Annotated in this window: 17 protein-coding genes; 9 read left to right on the top strand and 8 right to left on the bottom strand. The window is 67.9% G+C overall.

The window, feature by feature from the left end:
- Positions 1 to 149: 149 nt before the first annotated feature.
- Together ACE3Q6_RS04155 and ACE3Q6_RS04150 are read right to left on the bottom strand one after the other, a co-directional pair.
- Positions 150 to 1,811 (bottom strand): amidohydrolase, encoded by a 1,662-nt coding sequence (locus ACE3Q6_RS04155; protein ID WP_374428821.1) that lies wholly within the window; start codon positions 1,809 to 1,811, stop codon positions 150 to 152.
- A 63-nt stretch (positions 1,812 to 1,874) separates the two neighbouring features.
- A complete protein-coding gene (locus tag ACE3Q6_RS04150) occupies positions 1,875 to 2,840 on the bottom strand; it encodes an agmatinase (protein ID WP_374428820.1) in 966 nt (321 codons plus the stop codon).
- Between the two features lie 171 nt (positions 2,841 to 3,011).
- Here ACE3Q6_RS04150 and ACE3Q6_RS04145 point away from each other — a divergent pair, with 171 nt between their 5' ends.
- Entirely contained in the window at positions 3,012 to 3,392 is a 381-nt protein-coding gene (locus tag ACE3Q6_RS04145) for a polymer-forming cytoskeletal protein (protein ID WP_374428818.1), read from the top strand.
- On the opposite strand, the gene ACE3Q6_RS04140 is transcribed toward ACE3Q6_RS04145, so the two are convergent.
- A complete protein-coding gene (locus tag ACE3Q6_RS04140) occupies positions 3,376 to 3,807 on the bottom strand; it encodes a PaaI family thioesterase (protein WP_374428817.1) in 432 nt (143 codons plus the stop codon). The genes ACE3Q6_RS04145 and ACE3Q6_RS04140 overlap by 17 nt on opposite strands.
- A 53-nt stretch (positions 3,808 to 3,860) precedes the next feature.
- On the opposite strand from ACE3Q6_RS04140, the gene ACE3Q6_RS04135 reads away from it, so the two are divergent.
- The gene (locus ACE3Q6_RS04135) at positions 3,861 to 4,661 is read left to right on the top strand and encodes an enoyl-CoA hydratase (RefSeq protein ID WP_374428813.1); all 801 of its coding nucleotides are present in this window, start codon (positions 3,861 to 3,863) and stop codon (positions 4,659 to 4,661) included.
- Positions 4,658 to 4,861: a hypothetical protein gene (locus ACE3Q6_RS04130; protein WP_374428809.1), complete on the top strand. Its 204-nt coding sequence runs from the start codon at positions 4,658 to 4,660 to the stop codon at positions 4,859 to 4,861. The genes ACE3Q6_RS04135 and ACE3Q6_RS04130 overlap by 4 nt, the downstream gene beginning before the upstream one ends.
- Here the strand turns inward: ACE3Q6_RS04130 and ACE3Q6_RS04125 are convergent.
- From ACE3Q6_RS04125 to ctaA, 3 genes are all read right to left on the bottom strand, one after another.
- Positions 4,846 to 6,060 carry an MFS transporter gene (locus tag ACE3Q6_RS04125; RefSeq protein ID WP_374428807.1) on the bottom strand — a complete coding sequence of 405 codons (1,215 nt, stop codon included), beginning with the start codon at positions 6,058 to 6,060 and terminating at the stop codon, positions 4,846 to 4,848. The two genes, ACE3Q6_RS04130 and ACE3Q6_RS04125, sit on opposite strands and share 16 nt — an antisense overlap.
- Before the next feature lie 470 nt (positions 6,061 to 6,530).
- Positions 6,531 to 8,000, bottom strand: a complete 1,470-nt coding sequence (locus ACE3Q6_RS04120) for a carboxypeptidase M32 (RefSeq protein WP_374428805.1) — start codon at positions 7,998 to 8,000, stop codon at positions 6,531 to 6,533.
- Entirely contained in the window at positions 7,997 to 9,166 is a 1,170-nt protein-coding gene (gene ctaA, locus ACE3Q6_RS04115) for a heme A synthase (RefSeq protein ID WP_374428803.1), read from the bottom strand. The genes ACE3Q6_RS04120 and ctaA overlap by 4 nt, the downstream gene beginning before the upstream one ends.
- A gap of 142 nt (positions 9,167 to 9,308) precedes the next feature.
- Between ctaA and obgE the strand changes: the two genes are divergently transcribed.
- The 3 genes from obgE to ACE3Q6_RS04100 all read left to right on the top strand — a co-directional run bounded on the left by obgE (position 9,309) and on the right by ACE3Q6_RS04100 (position 12,799).
- A complete protein-coding gene (obgE, locus tag ACE3Q6_RS04110) occupies positions 9,309 to 10,331 on the top strand; it encodes a GTPase ObgE (RefSeq protein WP_374428801.1) in 1,023 nt (340 codons plus the stop codon).
- The gene (gene proB, locus ACE3Q6_RS04105; protein WP_374428799.1) at positions 10,319 to 11,443 is read left to right on the top strand and encodes a glutamate 5-kinase; all 1,125 of its coding nucleotides are present in this window, start codon (positions 10,319 to 10,321) and stop codon (positions 11,441 to 11,443) included. Before obgE ends, proB begins: the two co-directional genes overlap by 13 nt.
- A gap of 96 nt (positions 11,444 to 11,539) precedes the next feature.
- Entirely contained in the window at positions 11,540 to 12,799 is a 1,260-nt protein-coding gene (locus tag ACE3Q6_RS04100) for a glutamate-5-semialdehyde dehydrogenase (protein ID WP_374428797.1), read from the top strand.
- On the opposite strand, the gene ACE3Q6_RS04095 is transcribed toward ACE3Q6_RS04100, so the two are convergent.
- Together ACE3Q6_RS04095 and ACE3Q6_RS04090 are read right to left on the bottom strand one after the other, a co-directional pair.
- Positions 12,796 to 13,827: a hypothetical protein gene (locus ACE3Q6_RS04095; protein WP_374428794.1), complete on the bottom strand. Its 1,032-nt coding sequence runs from the start codon at positions 13,825 to 13,827 to the stop codon at positions 12,796 to 12,798. The two genes, ACE3Q6_RS04100 and ACE3Q6_RS04095, sit on opposite strands and share 4 nt — an antisense overlap.
- A 21-nt stretch (positions 13,828 to 13,848) precedes the next feature.
- On the bottom strand, positions 13,849 to 14,445 hold the full coding sequence (locus ACE3Q6_RS04090; protein ID WP_374428792.1) for a histidine phosphotransferase family protein: 597 nt from the start codon (positions 14,443 to 14,445) through the stop codon (positions 13,849 to 13,851).
- A 26-nt stretch (positions 14,446 to 14,471) separates the two neighbouring features.
- On the opposite strand from ACE3Q6_RS04090, the gene ACE3Q6_RS04085 reads away from it, so the two are divergent.
- The 3 genes from ACE3Q6_RS04085 to ACE3Q6_RS04075 all read left to right on the top strand — a co-directional run bounded on the left by ACE3Q6_RS04085 (position 14,472) and on the right by ACE3Q6_RS04075 (position 16,372).
- Positions 14,472 to 14,654 carry a DUF3553 domain-containing protein gene (locus tag ACE3Q6_RS04085; protein ID WP_374428791.1) on the top strand — a complete coding sequence of 61 codons (183 nt, stop codon included), beginning with the start codon at positions 14,472 to 14,474 and terminating at the stop codon, positions 14,652 to 14,654.
- A gap of 120 nt (positions 14,655 to 14,774) precedes the next feature.
- Positions 14,775 to 15,554: a GNAT family N-acetyltransferase gene (locus ACE3Q6_RS04080; RefSeq protein WP_374428789.1), complete on the top strand. Its 780-nt coding sequence runs from the start codon at positions 14,775 to 14,777 to the stop codon at positions 15,552 to 15,554.
- Complete coding sequence (locus tag ACE3Q6_RS04075) at positions 15,551 to 16,372, top strand: lysophospholipid acyltransferase family protein (RefSeq protein ID WP_374428787.1); 822 nt, start codon at positions 15,551 to 15,553, stop codon at positions 16,370 to 16,372. The genes ACE3Q6_RS04080 and ACE3Q6_RS04075 overlap by 4 nt, the downstream gene beginning before the upstream one ends.
- The last annotated feature ends 1 nt before the right edge of the window (position 16,373 follow it).

Raw genomic sequence — 16,373 nt, 5'->3', positions numbered from 1 at the left:
TCCGTTCCCGTCCGCTTCCGTCCGTCACCGTCGCTGTTCCGCTTCGGTGAGGGGGCTTTTAGGCCCTGGTTCCGGGACCCGCAAGCGGAAAATGTCGGAAAGATGACGATTTTTTTGGAACCCTCATCTTTCTTCGCAAAATCAATACCTTATGCGGCCCCGCCTGCCATCGCCGACGGGTCGTGGGTCACCCTGCCCCCGGCAATCGTCAGCGCGATTCCCGTCTTTCCCAGCCTCTCGGCCGGAATCGCCTCGATGTCCCCGTCGATGAGCACCAGGTCCGCCGCCAGCCCCTCGCGCAGCACACCCGTCAGCTTCTCCATATGCGCAGCCCAGGCGCCCCCTGCCGTATAGGCGCGCAGGACCTCCATCAGGCCGACGCGTTCATCCTGGCAGCCCTCATAAGGCTTCCGGGTCAGCGCAGCCTGGATGCCCCGCATCACGCTGACATCCGTCACCGGCCAGTCCGAGGCGAAGGCCAGGTGCGCGCCATGGTCGGCCAGGGTCCGGGTCAGGTAGGCGTCCTTCCAGCGGTCCCGGTGAAAGACGTGGTCCATCGTCGACATCGGGAAATCCATCGCCCCCGGCGGATGCGGCGGCTGGACCGAGGCCGTGATCCCCAAGGCCCCAAGGCGTGGCACATCCGCCCGGTCGATCAGCTCGATATGTTCGATCCGGTGGCGCAGGTCGGGCCGCCCCGCCGCCTCATAGCCGTCGATCGTCTGCCGCACTGCCCCATCGCCGATCGCATGGACCGCGATCTGCAGGTCCCGCCGGGAAATCTCCCGGCAAATCTCCTTGAACCGCTCATGCTCGAAGAGCGGCGCGCCGCGGTCCGTGGTCCCCGGATAGTCGTGCAGCATATAGGCGGTGCGGCTGTCGACGACCCCGTCCTGGAACATCTTGACGAAACCGCTCGTCACCCAGTCGCCCTGGAACTCCTCGGCCATCGCGGAGGCGCGATCCAGCTCCGACAATTCCATGTGCGGCTTGAAGTGGAAGGGCACCTTGACGCGGGCCGTCAGCCGGCCCTCGGCTTCCATCTCTTTCAAAAGGACGCAGGTGTAGCGGTTGCCATCCATGTTCACCATGCTGGTAATCCCGTGCATGGCGCAATGCTGAAGGCCGGCCGCGACCTTCTCCTTGTCCTTCGCGCGCTGCTCGGCCGACGGCCAGGGGTCCGGCTCGCCCCCCGTGGCGATTCCCAGCTGCAAGTGCAGGTCCCCGGTCAGCGCCAGCACGGGAGAAAACGCCTCGAACTCCAGCAATTCGCCCGTCGCCGTGCCATCCGCGCCCATGACGACCACATGGCCCGCAGGCATCTTCGCCCCGTGCAGAAGCCCCGCCGACTTGAGCGCCGCCGTATTGGCCCAGACCGTATGGTGATCCGGAGCCATCATCGCGATCGGGCGGTCGGCGATGACCTTGTCCAGGTCGTGCCGCGTCACCGGATGATCGAGGATCTCGTAGGCCGCCCCCTGCGCCATCAGAAGCGGCAGGCCGGGGTTCTTCGCCGCATAGGCCCGGAAGAGCCGCGCCAGTTCCTCGAAGCCCGAGACGCCGCCCAGCTGCAGCTGCGACAGCTCGTTGCCGCCGAGCACCAGGTGCAGGTGACTTTCCACAAACCCGGGCAACAACGTCCGCCCGCCGGCATCCACGACCCGTGTCCCCTGCCCCGCCAGCGCCTCGACCTCGGCCCGGCTCCCGACCGCCAGGATGCGCCCCCCCGCAAAGGCCACCGCCTCGGCCCGAGGGCGGCCCTCGTCCATCGTCAGGACCTTCGCATTGGTGATGATCATCTCAGGCTGCATGGCCCACCCTTTCATTTTTGCAGAAATATCCCGGGGGTCCGGGGGCTGGCCCCCGGTCCGCCCTCAGCCCCGAGCGACCCGTTCGGCCATGACGCAAAGCATCTCGAACATCAGGCTGATCCCCAGCCAGGCCGTCCCGCCCGACTGGTCGAACGGAGGCGACACCTCCACCAGGTCCGCGCCCACCACGTCCAGTCCGCGCAAGCCCCGCGCCACCTGCAGCGCCTGCCACGACGTCGGCCCGCCCACCTCGGGCGTCCCGGTCCCGGGCGCGAAGGTCGGGTCCACGAAGTCGATGTCATAGGTCACGTAAACAGGCCCCTGGCCCACGATCTCTCGCGCCTCGGCCATCACGTCCTCGGGGCCCCGCGCATGGAACTCGGCGATGGGGATGATCCGGATGCCGTTCGCGGCGGCAAAGTCCCAGTCCTCCCGCCCGTAAGCCGTGCCCCGGATGCCGATCAGGCAATAGCGCTTGGGGTCGATCAGCCCCTCTTCCACCGCCCGGCGGAACGGAGTGCCATGATTGTAGCGCGAGGTCCCGAAATAGATGTCGTTCAGGTCGGTATGGCTGTCGAACTGGATCATCCCCACCGGCCTAGCCTTCGCCACCGCCCGCAGGATAGGCAACGAACACAGATGATCCCCGCCCCCCGTCAGCGGTCGGATCCCCGCCACGACGACACGGGAATAGAACGCCTCCATCCGCGCCATCGAATCCATCAGGTCGCCCGGATTGGGTGCCACGTCCCCCAGGTCCGCGCAGCGCGCCAGCTCGAACGGCGCCACCCAGGTCGCCCCGTTCATCGCCCGGATCATCGTCGACAGGTCCCGCAGCTGGCGCGGCCCGTGCCGAGGCCCCGGCCGGTTGGTCGTCCCCCCGTCCCAGGGTGCCCCGATCAGGCCGATCTGCACCTCCGAAAACCGCGGATGGTCGAAGCCCACATGCGGCAGCCGCATGAAGGTCGGCACCCCGGCAAAACGCGGCAGGTCAAAGCCCGAAACCGGCTGGAAGAACGTGTCGGACATGCGGCAAGACCCCCTGATTCCCGGCCCGATCTGACCACTCCGGCCCCGCCTTGTCAGCCCCGCCAGCGACATCGTCCCCGGGGAAAGCCGCCTTCCGCGTACGCCGCCCCTTGACCCGACAACCGCCTTCCGTCCTTATCAACCTGATTGCCCGCCCAAGGATTGCCCACCATGTTCTCCAAGACTTCCGACCCGACCTCAGCCCCGTCCGTGCCCCGCCCCTCGGCCCCCGGCACCAACTCGGCCCGCTCGGTCCTGGGCGCCGATCTGAAGATCACCGGCGAAATCACATCCTCCGGCTATGTCGAGGTCCTGGGCGAGGTCGACGGCAACATCACCGCGAACGGGCTCATCATCGGCACCGAAGGCCGCATGAAGGGCACGGTCAACGCCCATACGGTCGAGGTGAAGGGCAAACTGGACGGCAAGGTCTCGTGCGAAAGCTTCACGCTGCGCGCCTCGTCCGAGGTGAAGGCCGACGTCAACACCGCGTCGCTGGTGATCGAAAGCGGCGCGACGATCGAGGGGCGCTTCCTCAAGCCGAAGTCCTGACCGGCGGGATCGAATAGGTCAGGCCCGCCCGCGCCACGGGATCGGCCGCGCCTTCGCTGAAGACCAGCACATCGCCCACCGCGAGACTGCGCCCCAGCTTCAGAATCCGCGCTTCGCCCAGAAGGTCGCACCCCATCGCGGGCTTCCGCATGAAGTCGATACTGCAGTTCGTCGTGACCGCCAGCGCCACTGGCCCGATTCGGCTCAGGATCGCCAGGTACATCGCCACATCCGCCAGCGCGAAGATGTTCGGCCCGCTGACCGTGCCGCCCGGCCGCAGATGCCGCTCGGCCACCTTCAGCCGCAGCACCACGCCGCCCGCGTCCACCCGGTCCACCGCGAAATCCGCCGCCACCTGGCCGAACTCTTCCTGCAGGAACACCTCCAGCGCGCCCGCATCCATCCGCAACTGCATCTTCCCCTCATGCCTGCCCGTCCCTAGACTGGCCGCGAAGAAGGGGGACCGCAATGCCCGACAACCTGACGAACAGCCTGATCCGCCGCGAAGACCAGGATGGCATCGCGACCGTCACCCTGGCCTCGCCCGGCACGCTGAATGCGCTCTCCACCCCGATGCTGATGACCCTGGCCGAGACGTTCGCAGCCCTCGCCATCGACGACAGCGTCCGGGTCGTCATCCTTGCAGCCGAGGGCAAGGCCTTCTCGGCCGGCCACGACCTGAAGGAAATGCAGGCCTACCGCGCCGCGCCCGATGATGGGAAGGCGCAGTTCGAAACCCTCTTCGACCGCTGCGCCGATGTCATGCAGCAGATCCATGCCCTGCCCCAGCCCGTCATCGCCCAGGTCCAGGGCGTCGCCACTGCCGCCGGCTGCCAGCTTGCCTGCACCTGCGACCTGATCGTGGCCAGCGAGACCGCGCGCTTCGGCGTCAACGGCATCAACCTCGGCCTCTTCTGTTCGACCCCCGCCGTAGCGCTGACCCGCCGCCTCGCCCCCGGCATGGCGTTCGAGCTTCTGACGACCGGCGATTTCCTCCCCGCCGACCGCGCCCAGGCGCTGGGGGTCGTCAACCGCCTCGCGCCGCCCGACCAGCTGGCCGAGACGACCCTCGCCCTCGCCCGGCAGATCGCCGCCAAGGACCCCGCCGCGATCCGCCTTGGAAAGCGCGCCTTCCAGGCCCAGCTTGGCCAGCCGCTGGACCGGGCCTATGCGCTTGCCGGCGGGATCATGGTCGAGAATGTCCTCCTCCCCGACACCGCCGCGGGGATTCAGGCGTTCATCGACCGTCGCCCCGCAAAGGCACAGTGAAGTCACGCACCTACCGCGTCCTGTCGCTTGGCGCGGGCTACAAGGTGAACGACAGCCTCGAGGTCCATGCCGATCTGGGCCGGCACAAGAACCATTTCGGCGGGGGCGACGTGTTCCGGGCCGACATGGTCAACCTCGGCGTCCGGTTCGGCCTCGGTGGCGACCCGGGGCGGCTTTTCTGGTTTCAGCCGCTGAACTGATCGCGCCGCAGCAACAGCATCGCCATCAGCGCCAGCCCCGTCACGGCCAGCCCCAGGCAAACCGCGTAGACCAGCCCCGTCCCGCCGAAGGCCAGCAGCGCCGCGCCCACCGACGGCGCCGCGGCCGAGGCGAGGATCGGCGCCACGGCCGCAGCGCCCGAGATCGCGCCAAAGCCCTGGCGTCCCAGCGTCTCGGCGATCAGCACCGGCCGCAGGATCGAAGTCAGCCCGATCCCCGCCCCCTGCGCAAGCGCAAAGCCGAAGATCAGCCAGGGCGCCACGCCCGCCAGCCACAAGAGCACGCCCGCCAGCACCGCACCGCCCAGGGACGCCATCGTCGCCTGCGCCGTCGTCACCCTCGCCCCCGCCGCCAGCAGCAACAGCCGCCCCGCCACCTGCGCGGGCCCGATGCAGGCCGCCGCCAGTGCTGCCATGCCCGGTTCGGCCCCGCGGTCGGCGAAAAGCACGAGCGCATAGGTTATCAGGATCCCATGGTTCAGGTAGACCGCCAGGAACCCCAGCGCGATGGCCCAGAAGGCAGGCCGCCGCAGCGCCGCCTGCAAGACGCCCGGAGGGGTTGGCGGGATCACCTGCCCGGCCCGCTCACGCCTCCGCAACTGCCGCGCGGCCACCGCGTTCAGGGGTGCGGCCAGCAGCACGAGCCCCGCAAAGACCAGCAAGGCCCCCTGCCCGCCAAAGGCTGCACCCAGCCAGTGCCCAAGGGGAAAGGCCAACGTGCCCGCGAACCCCGCGACCAGCGTCACCTGGGTGATCGCGGCCCGTGCCCCGTCCCCCAACCGTCGGGTCAGGAAGGCGAAACAAGTCTCGTAAAGGCTCCCCGCCTGCGCCACCCCGATCAGGGCCCAAAGTGCCAGCCATCCGGCCAGAGAGCCCACCAGCCCCAGCCCCGCCACACCAAGGGCGATGACCGCGGGCAGCCAGGTCAGCATCTCGCCCCCCAGGCCCCGGTCGACCAGCTTTCCGGTAAAGGGCGTCAGTGCCGCCATGACCAGGAAGGCCAGCGTCGGACCAAGCGCCAGTTCCCCCTTGCTCCAGCCCGTTGCGGCCTCGAGGTCGGGCAGAAGCGCGGGGAAGGAATAGTAGCAGCCCGCATAGATCAGCGTTTGGCCGACCGCGAGCAACCAGACCGCCGCCCCGCCCTTCTCCGTCACCGCCGTTCCATCCCTGCCGCCCGACATGCCCTGACTGCCCCATCGCCCCGCGCCCCGCAAGGCCCTGCCGCCTTGCTTCGGGACGAATGGCCGCTCCCCCTGCGCCCCTTGCCGGAAGGTCGCATCATGCCCTGTCATATCCTGCCCGCCCCGCGCCGGGCAGGCGATGGCCCCCGCCGTCACCCTGCCCGGTGCCGCTTCCACCTCTCCGGCCAGCGCACGCTACACCTTTCGCCCCGCCCGGCCTGGGCCTGCCCCGTGATCGCGCCATACGCCCGCCGATTTGCGCCACCGGAGGCACTCTCGACGGGCCGGGTCGTGACTTCCTCGTAGCGACTTCGCGTCATCGTCGGAACGGCCTTGGCGAGAAGCGCCGAAGGCGCGCGACGGGCGGACCCGCCGCGCGATATCAAGACCTTAAGAGTTCCCTAACGTCCGCGACCAAGTCATTGATCCCAAAAGCATCGGAGCGATTGTCCACCGTGGACACCCTGCCGTCACACCCCGTAGATCGCCCCGAACTTGGCCTCAAGGTAGTCCAGCAGCGGCCCCTCTGACGGCTCGAACCCACAGGCCCGCCGCACCACATCGCGGGGCTCATAGAGCCCCCCATGCCGCTGCAGCCGCTCCCGCAGCCACCCCGTCGCCGCCGAGACGTCACCCTGCGCCATCATCCCGTCCAGCCCCGGAACCTCCGCCCGCAGGGCCTTCACGAGGCACCCCGCATAGACATTCCCCAGCGTGTAGGTCGGGAAGTAGCCAAACAGCCCGCAGGACCAGTGCACGTCCTGCAGCATCCCGTTCGACGGCCGGTCCACCGCCACCCCGAAGTCCGCCCGGAACCGCTCGTTCCACGCCGCCTCCAGATCCTCGACCTGCAGGTCCCCCCGGATCAGCGCCCGCTCCAGATCGAACCGCATCATCACATGCAGGTTGTAGTGGACCTCGTCGGCCTCGGTCCGGATATACCCCGGATGCACCCGGTTCACCGCCTTGTAGAACGCCTCCGCATCCGCAATCCCGAAATCCCCGAACACCTCCCGCATCCGGCCGAAAAGCCACCCCGTGAAGGCCCGCGACCGCCCCAGCTGGTTCTCGTAGGACCGGCTCTGGCTCTCATGCACCCCCATCGACACGCCCTGCCCGATGGGCGTCAGCGCGTAGGCCGGATCGATCCCCTGCTCATAGGCCGCGTGGCCCACCTCGTGGATCGTCGAGTAGAAACAGTTGAACGGGTCCGTCTCGTTGACCCGCGTCGTGATCCGCACATCATGCCCCGACCCCGAGGAGAACGGATGCACCGCCAGGTCCACCCGCCCCCGGTTGAAGTCATAGCCGAACACCGTCGCCAGCTCGCGGCTCAGCGCCAGCTGCGCCTCGCTCGGGAACACGCCCACCACCCCCTTCGGAGCCGAAGCCCCGAGCACCTTCTCCCGCAGCGCAACCAGCCGCGGCCGCATCGCATCGAACATCGCCGCAATCGCCGCTCCGGTCATCCCCGGCTCGTAATCGTCCACCAGCGCGTCGTAAGGGTCGCCTCCCGCCGCCAGCGCCGCGCCCTCGGCCCGCTTCAGGTCCACGACCTTCCGAAGGGTCGGCAGGAACCCCGCGACATCCTCCTTCGCCCGACACTCCGCCCAGACCCCTTGGGCCAGCGACATCGTCGTCGCGATCTCTTCGGCCAGCTTCGCCGGCACCTTCATCGTCCGATTGAAGGACCGCCGGATCTGCCGCAGCTGCGCCTCGCCCACCGCGTCCGGGGCCTTCGCCTCGGCCAGCCACCCGGCAATCCGCGGATCGGTCCGCCGCGCGTGCAAGACACTCTCCAACGCCCCGATCTCCTCGGCCCGCTGCCCGGCCGAGCCCTCGGGCATCACCGTCTCCTGGTCCCAACCCAGGCGACCAGCCACCTGAGCCAAAGCCTCGGTCTGGCGCTGGAAGGCCATCAACTCCTGAAACGCGCTCATGCCGTGCCCTCCCGGATCGACCCTGCCACGGGGTACATGGACAGATGCCGTGCCCGCAGGATCAGCACCCACAGGATCACCGCGCCGATCTGGTGGGTGATCGCGACGTGGACATGCGCCACGGTCAGGACCGTAGCGATCCCCAGCGCCATCTGGACAACCAGCATCGCCATCACCTGATGGAAGGCCATCTGCGTCGCCTGATAGCTGGACCTCCGCCCCCGCAGCCAGACCACAACGCCGAAAGCGAACAGCAGGTAGCCCGACATCCGGTGGATGAACTGGACGAGGCCAGGATTTTCAAAGAAAGCATGCCAGACCGGCAGCGTCCCCCCGTTCCCGTCCGGCACATAGAACGCATCCGCCGGGAAGAACTGCCCGTTCATCAAGGGCCAGGTCGGAAAGGCCCGCCCTGCGTCGATCCCCGCGACCAGCGCGCCTAGGACGATCTGCAGAAAGGCGAAATGCATCAGGCCCGTGGACATGGAGTACAGCTTCGCCTCACGCCCCCGCCGCGCCGTCATCAGCTCGGCCTCGCTTCGACCCAGCAGGAAGACATACCAGGCGAGGAAGCCCAGGATCACGAAGGCCAGCCCCAGATGCGTCGCAAGGCGGTACGAGGCCACGTCCAGCATCTCGCCCTCAAGCCCCGACGAGACCATCCACCACCCGATCGCCCCCTGCAGCCCGCCAAGGCCACCCAGCAGCAGCAGGCGCCCGGTCCAGCCCGGAGGGATCTGGCGGGCCACGGCAAAGCCCAGGAAGCCCACCGCCCAGACCAGGCCGATCACCCGGCCCAGCTGCCGATGGCCCCATTCCCACCAGTAGATGACCTTGAACTCCTCCAGGCTCATCCCCTTGTTCTGCAACTGGTATTCGGGGATCGCGCGGTACTTGTCGAACTCGGACTGCCAGGTCGCCTCATCCATCGGCGGCAGCGCGCCCGTCACGGGCCGCCATTCGGTGATCGAAAGACCCGAGTCCGTCAGCCGTGTCAGCCCGCCCACCGCGATCATCGTCGCGACCAGCAGGAACAGCGCCACCAGCCACAGCCGGATGCCCCGTCTCGCCCCCTTCGGCCGCGCGTCGATCCCCCCCCCGACCGGGGCTGCAGGCACCGCCTCTCCCTCACCGACCTCTTGGAAAATGCTGCGCTTCGTGGCCATGCGTCGAACCCTTTCGTCTTGGGCCGGGACACTAGGCCCCCCCACCCCCACCTTCAAGGCCCTGCGGCAAACCGGCCGCCGCTTGAGCATCCGCCCCGCTTCCTGTATCCCCGCGTTTTATCCCTGCCCGAAAGCCCCGGCCATGAAGTTCCTCGACCTCGCCAAAGTCTACATCCGCTCGGGCGGCGGCGGGGCCGGCTGCGTGTCGTTCCGGCGCGAGAAGTTCATCGAGTTCGGCGGCCCGGACGGCGGCGACGGCGGCCACGGCGGCAGCGTCTACGCGGAAGCGGTGGAGGGCCTGAACACCCTCATCGACTATCGCTACCAGCAGCACTTCTTCGCCAAGTCCGGCCAGCCCGGCATGGGCAACCAGAAGACGGGCAAGTCGGGCGACGACATCGTCCTGAAAGTGCCGCTCGGCACCGAGATCCTGGACGAGGACGAGGAAACGGTCCTTGCTGACCTGACCGAACCGGGCCAGCGCGTCTGCCTGGCCGAGGGCGGTAACGGCGGCTGGGGCAACCTGCGCTTCAAATCCTCGACCAACCGCGCGCCGGCCCGCGCCAACCCGGGGCAAGAGGGCATCGAGCGCACCATCTGGCTGCGCCTGAAGCTGATCGCCGATGCGGGGCTGGTGGGCCTCCCGAACGCCGGCAAGTCCACCTTCCTCGCCGCCGTTTCGAACGCCCGGCCGAAGATCGCCGACTACCCCTTCACCACGCTGGTCCCGAACCTTGGCGTCGTCGGGATCGATGGGCACGAGTTCGTCATGGCCGACATCCCCGGCCTGATCGAGGGCGCATCCGAGGGCCGCGGCCTTGGCATGCAGTTCCTCGCCCACGTCGAACGCTGCAAGGTTCTGCTGCATCTGGTCGACGGCACGTCTTCGACAATCACGAAGGATTTCAAGACCATCGTGACCGAACTTGAAGCTTATTCTGAAGTCTTGGGCGACAAGCCCCGCATCGTCGCGCTGAACAAGACCGACGCGATGGACGCGAAACAGATCAGCGACCGCCGCCGCGCGCTGGAGAAGGCGTCGGGCGGCCCGGTCCATGTCATCTCCGGCGTCTCCGGCAAGGGCCTGCCCGAGGTCCTGCGCGCCCTTTACGCCACCATCACGGCGGAGGCCCCCGCCGAGGAGTCCGCGCCGTGGCAACCTTGACGCTGAGCGCTCCCGACATCCGCACCGCCAAGCGGCTGGTCGTGAAGATCGGCTCCGCCCTCCTCGTGGACCGCCGCACGGGGCTGAAACAGAACTGGCTCTCCGCCCTCGCCCTCGACGTGGCAGAGGCGAAGACGCGCGGGACGGACGTGGTCCTCGTCTCCTCCGGCTCCATCGCGCTTGGCCGCAAGGTCCTGGGCCTGCCCGAGGGCGTGTTGACCCTGGAACAGAGCCAGGCCGCCGCCGCCGTCGGCCAGATCCGCCTCGCCCGCGCCTATGAGGAGGTGCTGGCCCCCCACGGCATCACCACCGCCCAGGTGCTGGTGACGCTGGAGGACACCGAGGACCGCCGCCGCTACCTGAACTCCCGCGCGACGATGGAAACGCTTCTGGGCCTGGGCGTCGTGCCGATCGTGAACGAGAATGACACCGTCGCCACCGACGAAATCCGCTTCGGCGACAACGACCGCCTCGCCGCGCAGATCGCGGTGACGGTGGGGGCGGACCAGCTGGTCCTCCTAAGTGACGTCGACGGCTTCTACACCGCCAACCCGAAGGAAGACGCCAGCGCCACCCGCTTCGACGTGGTGGACACGATCACTCCGGAAATCGAGGCGATGGCGGGCGACCCGATCAGCGGCCTGTCGAAGGGCGGCATGAAGACCAAGCTCCTCGCCGCCAAGACCGCTGTCGCGGGCGGCTGTGCGATGGCGATCATGGAAGGCTCCACCCTGCGGCCCCTGAAGGCCCTGGCCGAAGGCGCGACGCGGACCTGGTTCGTGCCCTCCGCCGACCCACATGTCGCCCGCAAGCGCTGGATCAACGCGATGAAGCCGAAGGGCGAGTTGATGCTCGACGCGGGCGCCGTGATCGCCCTCAAAGCGGGGAAAAGCCTGCTCCCCGCTGGCGTTACCAAAGTGACCGGCAGCTTTGGCCGGGGCGAGCCGGTGGCGATCCTGTCGCCGGAAGGCGTGGTTCTCGGCAAGGGCCTCGTGCGCTATACTTCCGCCGAGGCCCGCAAGATCGCCGGGCACCGGTCGGGCGAGATCGAGGCGATCCTCGGCTACCAGGGCCGCGCGGCGCTGGTGCATCGGGACGACATGGTGGTTTGAAAGGCCCGATTTCTTCAAAGAAATCGGACCGGAAATTTTGAAATTTCCGGCGCGGAGTTTTCGAAAACTCCGCCGCCCGGACGGAAAGGAAGCGCAATGGACGGCCAGTTCACCGACCTGATGACCGACATCGGCCGCAAGGCGCGCGAGGCCGCCGCCGAACTCGCCTGCGCCTCCTCGGAACGCAAGGCCGCCGCGCTTATCGCCGCCGCCGATGCCGTCTGGCGGCGGAGGCAGGAGATCTTCGACGCCAACACCCTCGACCTCGACGCAGCCGACCAGCGGGGCATCACCCCCGCCATGCGCGACCGCCTGCGGCTCGACGACACCCGCCTGCGCGGGATCGTCGACGCGCTCCGCCAGATCGCCGAGCAGAAGGACCCCGTGGGCCGCGTCCTCGCCGAATGGGACCGCCCGAACGGCCTTCACATCCAGCGCGTCGCGACCCCCCTGGGCGTCGTCGGCGTGATCTACGAATCCCGCCCCAACGTCACCGCCGACGCGGGCGCGCTCTGCCTCAAGTCCGGCAACGCCGTCATCCTGCGTGGCGGCTCTGAAAGCTTCGAGACCTCCGAGGCCATCCACTCCTGCATGCTCGACGGCCTCAAATCCGCCAACCTCCCCGCCGCTGCCATCCAGTTCATCCCCACCCGCGACCGCGAGATGGTGACGGCCATGCTCCAGGCCACCGACTGGATCGACGTCATCGTCCCCCGCGGCGGCAAGGGCCTCGTCGGCCTTGTCCAAAGGGAAGCCCGCGTCCCCGTCTTCGCCCACCTCGAAGGCATCTGCCACGTCTACGCCGACCGCGACGCCGACCTGGAAAAAGCCCGCCGCGTGGTCCTGAACGCCAAGACCCGCCGCACCGGCATTTGCGGCTCGGCCGAATGCCTGCTGATCGACTGGCAGTTCTACACCAAGCACGGCGGCGTCCTGATCGAAGACCTCCTCAGAGCCGGCGTCGAAGTCCGCACCGAGGGCGAGCTTCTGAAGATCCCCGGCACCAAGCGCGCCGCGCCCGATGATTTTGGTCGCGAATTCCTGGACATGATCATCGCGGCGAAGCTTGTCGACGGCGTGGATCAGGCCATCGACCACATCCGCAAATACGGCAGCCAGCACACCGAGGCGATCCTGACCGAAAACGACGCCACCGCCGACCGCTTCTTCCAGCGCCTCGACAGCGCCATCCTGATGCGCAACGCCTCGACCCAGTTCGCCGACGGGGGCGAGTTCGGGATGGGCGCGGAAATCGGAATCGCCACCGGCAAGATGCACGCCCGCGGTCCCGTGGGGGCAGAGCAGCTGTGCAGTTTCAAGTACCTGGTGACGGGCGACGGGACGATCCGAAGCTAGGGTGCCGACGCTGCCGCAGTGCATCCCGGAAGGTTGAAAATGCTTGCGCAGATACTGTTCGCGACACCTTCCGCCTTGAGCAGGCGGTCTTCCAGCACGTCCGGGTCGGCATAAAGGTCCCAATAGACGCTCACGCCTGCACCAACGTCGCGGCGCATTTGGCACCGGACCGACCCATTCGGTGCGGGCTCGGTCTGGCACACGGCCTTGACCGTACCGCCCTCCGGGCCTGCGGCAAGGACCAGACGCTCTCCCTCGGCCAAGGCAAAGCTCTCATCCGTCGCGGCCTTTGGAATTGCGAAATCGCCAAGCCGAATTCCCTCCGGATCGAAGAACACAATGTCATGTGGAAGCAAGCGGAGAGCGCCAGCGTCCCGACGCGTGCAAAGGAGCTCTTCCCACCTCTGGCTCTCCGGAGACCCGCAGGGGCCACGCGGCAGATTCCAGAGTTCAACGGAAAGCGCGCTTGTGGTCAGGCGCTCCGCTCCATTTGACGTATCCCGACAGATGCTGCGGCGGTGCTCGGGAGAGAACAGGTATCGACCATCGGCACGGATGTCCGAGCCAAGATAGAGGCGGAGCGCATTGCTCCAGGGAACCGATCCCTTGCTGTCCGCCAGTGTCAGCAAGATCGGCCTTGCCGTGCATTCTGCTGGGGCCGGTCGGCGTTCCCATCGGTCGAATGCCGCCTTGCCGAACCAGGTTCCCGGCAAGGCAAGGATGCCGACGACATTCAGCAAGACCAGTCCTTTGCCGCCCAGCCCCAGCGACCTGGCAGAAAGCACGACCGCACGCGCAAGGATCGGTACGGGCAAGGCCCAGACCACGAAGTCCAGCCAGAAATTGCCAAGGCGCACCAGGAAGGCGGGCACCTCGGCTGCCGTAAAGGTTGCGACACCCCACCCAACTCCGGTGACGATACCCAGATAGACGGCGCAGAGACCAAGAAAGGACGGCCAGCCCCGCATTGCAAAGGGCAGGTAGACGATCACAAGCCAGATCAACAGAAGGGGGATGAAGACAGCCAACCCGACTGCTCCAGTCCGGCGTCAGAACGTCAGCCGGATCGTCGTGTCGCCGATCTCGGTGATCAGCCGCCGGCCCTGACGGGCAAGCTCGTCCGGCACCAGCGCGAAATGCACCTGCGCCGCCCCGATCTCGGCCGGGGCGCGCGGCTCGGTCAGCACCTCCCACAGCGCGGGGTCCACCTTCAGCCGCGGCGCCTCGGCCAGGATAGACCACCCCGTCTCGCTGCGCATGACGCTGACCTTGCCGCCATAGGCCAGCGCACTTTCCAGGCATTGCAAGAGAAGGAACACCAGCCGCACCTCGCGCCGCGACAGGTCGGTAGGGCTGGTCCAGCCGTAGGCCACCCGCCCCCCCCGCGACAGGTCGCCCAGGATCGAGGCCACCTCGGACCGCGCGATCCGCTGGTCGCTCGAGGCCTGGCCGAAGCAGATGCGGAAGAACCGGATCCGCGCATTGGCATTGGCCACGCTTTCCGAGATCAGCGCCATTTCGGGACGCGTCCCGCCCGGCTCCATCGCCAGAAGCTCCACCCCGTTGCCTATCGCGCCGATCGGGCTGATAAGGTCGTGGCAGATGCGTGAGGCGATCAGGGCGGCGAGGTCGGGCTTGTCTTGCATCGCGGATCCGGGACAAAGGACGGGAAATGGCAGCGCTATTGGAGCCGGGAATGCTGGTACGCCACCCGGAGCAGCCGGACTGGGGTCTCGGTCAGGTACAGTCGAACATTGACAACAGGGTGACAGTGAACTTCGAACATGCCGGAAAGGTCGTGATCGACAGCAAGCGCATCTTCCTTTTGCCTGTGGCCGGGTCTGATCACCCATAGTGCGAATCCGCCGGGGAAACTCAACCGGGAATTGCTGCGGTTTTCGCTTTCGCGGCCAGATGGTTGCAATGCCGCCAGCCCATGTCTAAGTCAGGTTAGCCAGAAGCCCCTGCGAAGCCGATGACCGTCGAAGTCTCTCCCTACGCTGTCCGGCTGGCCACCACGCCCGAGGACCTGACGGCCGCGCAGGCGCTGCGCTACCAGGTCTTCGTGAGGGAGCTTGGCGGGAACGGGCCGCTCGTCGACCATGCCGCCGGGCTGGAGCGCGACGCCTTCGACCCCTACTTCGACCACCTGATCCTCGTCGACCGCCGAGTGGACCCTACCACCCGCGCCCATGTCATCGGCGCCTACCGCATCCTGCCCTGCGACCGCCGCCCCGCCGCCGGGCGCTTCTATTCCGAGACCGAGTTCGATCTGAGCCCGCTTCTCGCCTCGGGCCGCAAGCTGCTGGAGCTTGGCCGCTCCTGCGTCCATGCCGACCATCGGGGCGGAACGGCCATGTTCCACCTCTGGAACGGGCTGGCGGAATACGTCCTTGACCGCGGGATCGAAGTCCTGTTCGGCGCGGCCAGTTTCCACGGTACCGAAGTCGCGCCCCTGGCCGAGCCCCTGTCCTGGCTACACCACCACCACCTCGCGCCCCCGGCCATGCGGGTCCGCGCCCTGCCGCCCCACCGGCAGGAGATGGACCTGATCCCGCCGGACCGGCTGGACCGCCGCGCCGCCATGGCCGCGACCCCTGCGCTCATCAAGGCCTACCTGCGGCTTGGCGGCTTTGTCGGCGACGGGGCCTGGATCGACCGCGACTTCAACACCACCGATGTCTGCCTGGTGATGGACACCGGCCAGATGTCCGCCCGCCACCGGGAATTCCTGATCCGCAAGGCCGGCACATGAGCGACTGGAAGGACATCCCCCCGCCACCCCTGCGTATGACGCCGCTCGGCTGGCTCCGCGTCCTCTGGCGCGGCGCGCTGGTCGGGTCAGTCACCTATGGCGGGCTGGTCGTCCTGCTGCTGGTGCGACTGGTCGAATGGCCGCTCTTCGGCCAGGCGCGGCCCGTAACGCCCCACATCACCAAGGCTGTCTGCCGCCTGGCCCTGGTCCTGATGCGCCTTCCGCTTACCGTCCACGGCCGCCCGATGACCCGGCCCGGCGCCATCGTCGCGAACCACTCCTCCTGGCTGGACATCTTCGTCCTGAACGCCGCCCAGACGATCTACTTCGTCGCCAAGGCCGAGGTCGCGGGCTGGCCCGGCATCGGCTGGCTGGCGCGTGCCACCGGGACCGTCTTCATCGCCCGCAAGGGGACCGAGGCGAAGAAGCAGCAGGAGATCTTCGAACAGCGCCTGCAGGCCGGGCATCGGCTCCTGTTCTTCCCCGAGGGCACCTCGACCGACGCGATCCGCGTCCTACCCTTCAAGTCCACGCTCTTCGAGGCCTTCTTCTCCCCCGCCCTCGAACACTCGATGCACATTCAGCCGGTCACCGTGATCTTCCACGCCCCCGACGGCACGGACCCGCGGCATTACGGCTGGTGGGGAGACATGGATTTCGCCACGCACCTGGTGAAGATGCTCGCCACTCCGCGCCACGGCCGGGTCGAGGTCATCTTCCACCCCGAAGTGCCAGTGGACGCCTTCGAAAACCGCAAGGTCCTGGCCCAGCACTGCGAACGGGTGATCCGCACGGCGCATGTGAAGGCGGAAGCCTGAG

It is taken from the genome of Tabrizicola sp., assembly GCF_041913445.1.
Taxonomy (GTDB): Bacteria; Pseudomonadota; Alphaproteobacteria; order Rhodobacterales; family Rhodobacteraceae; genus Tabrizicola.
Note: the sequence above shows the minus strand (reverse complement) of the source record. Positions and strands in the feature narration are given on the sequence as shown.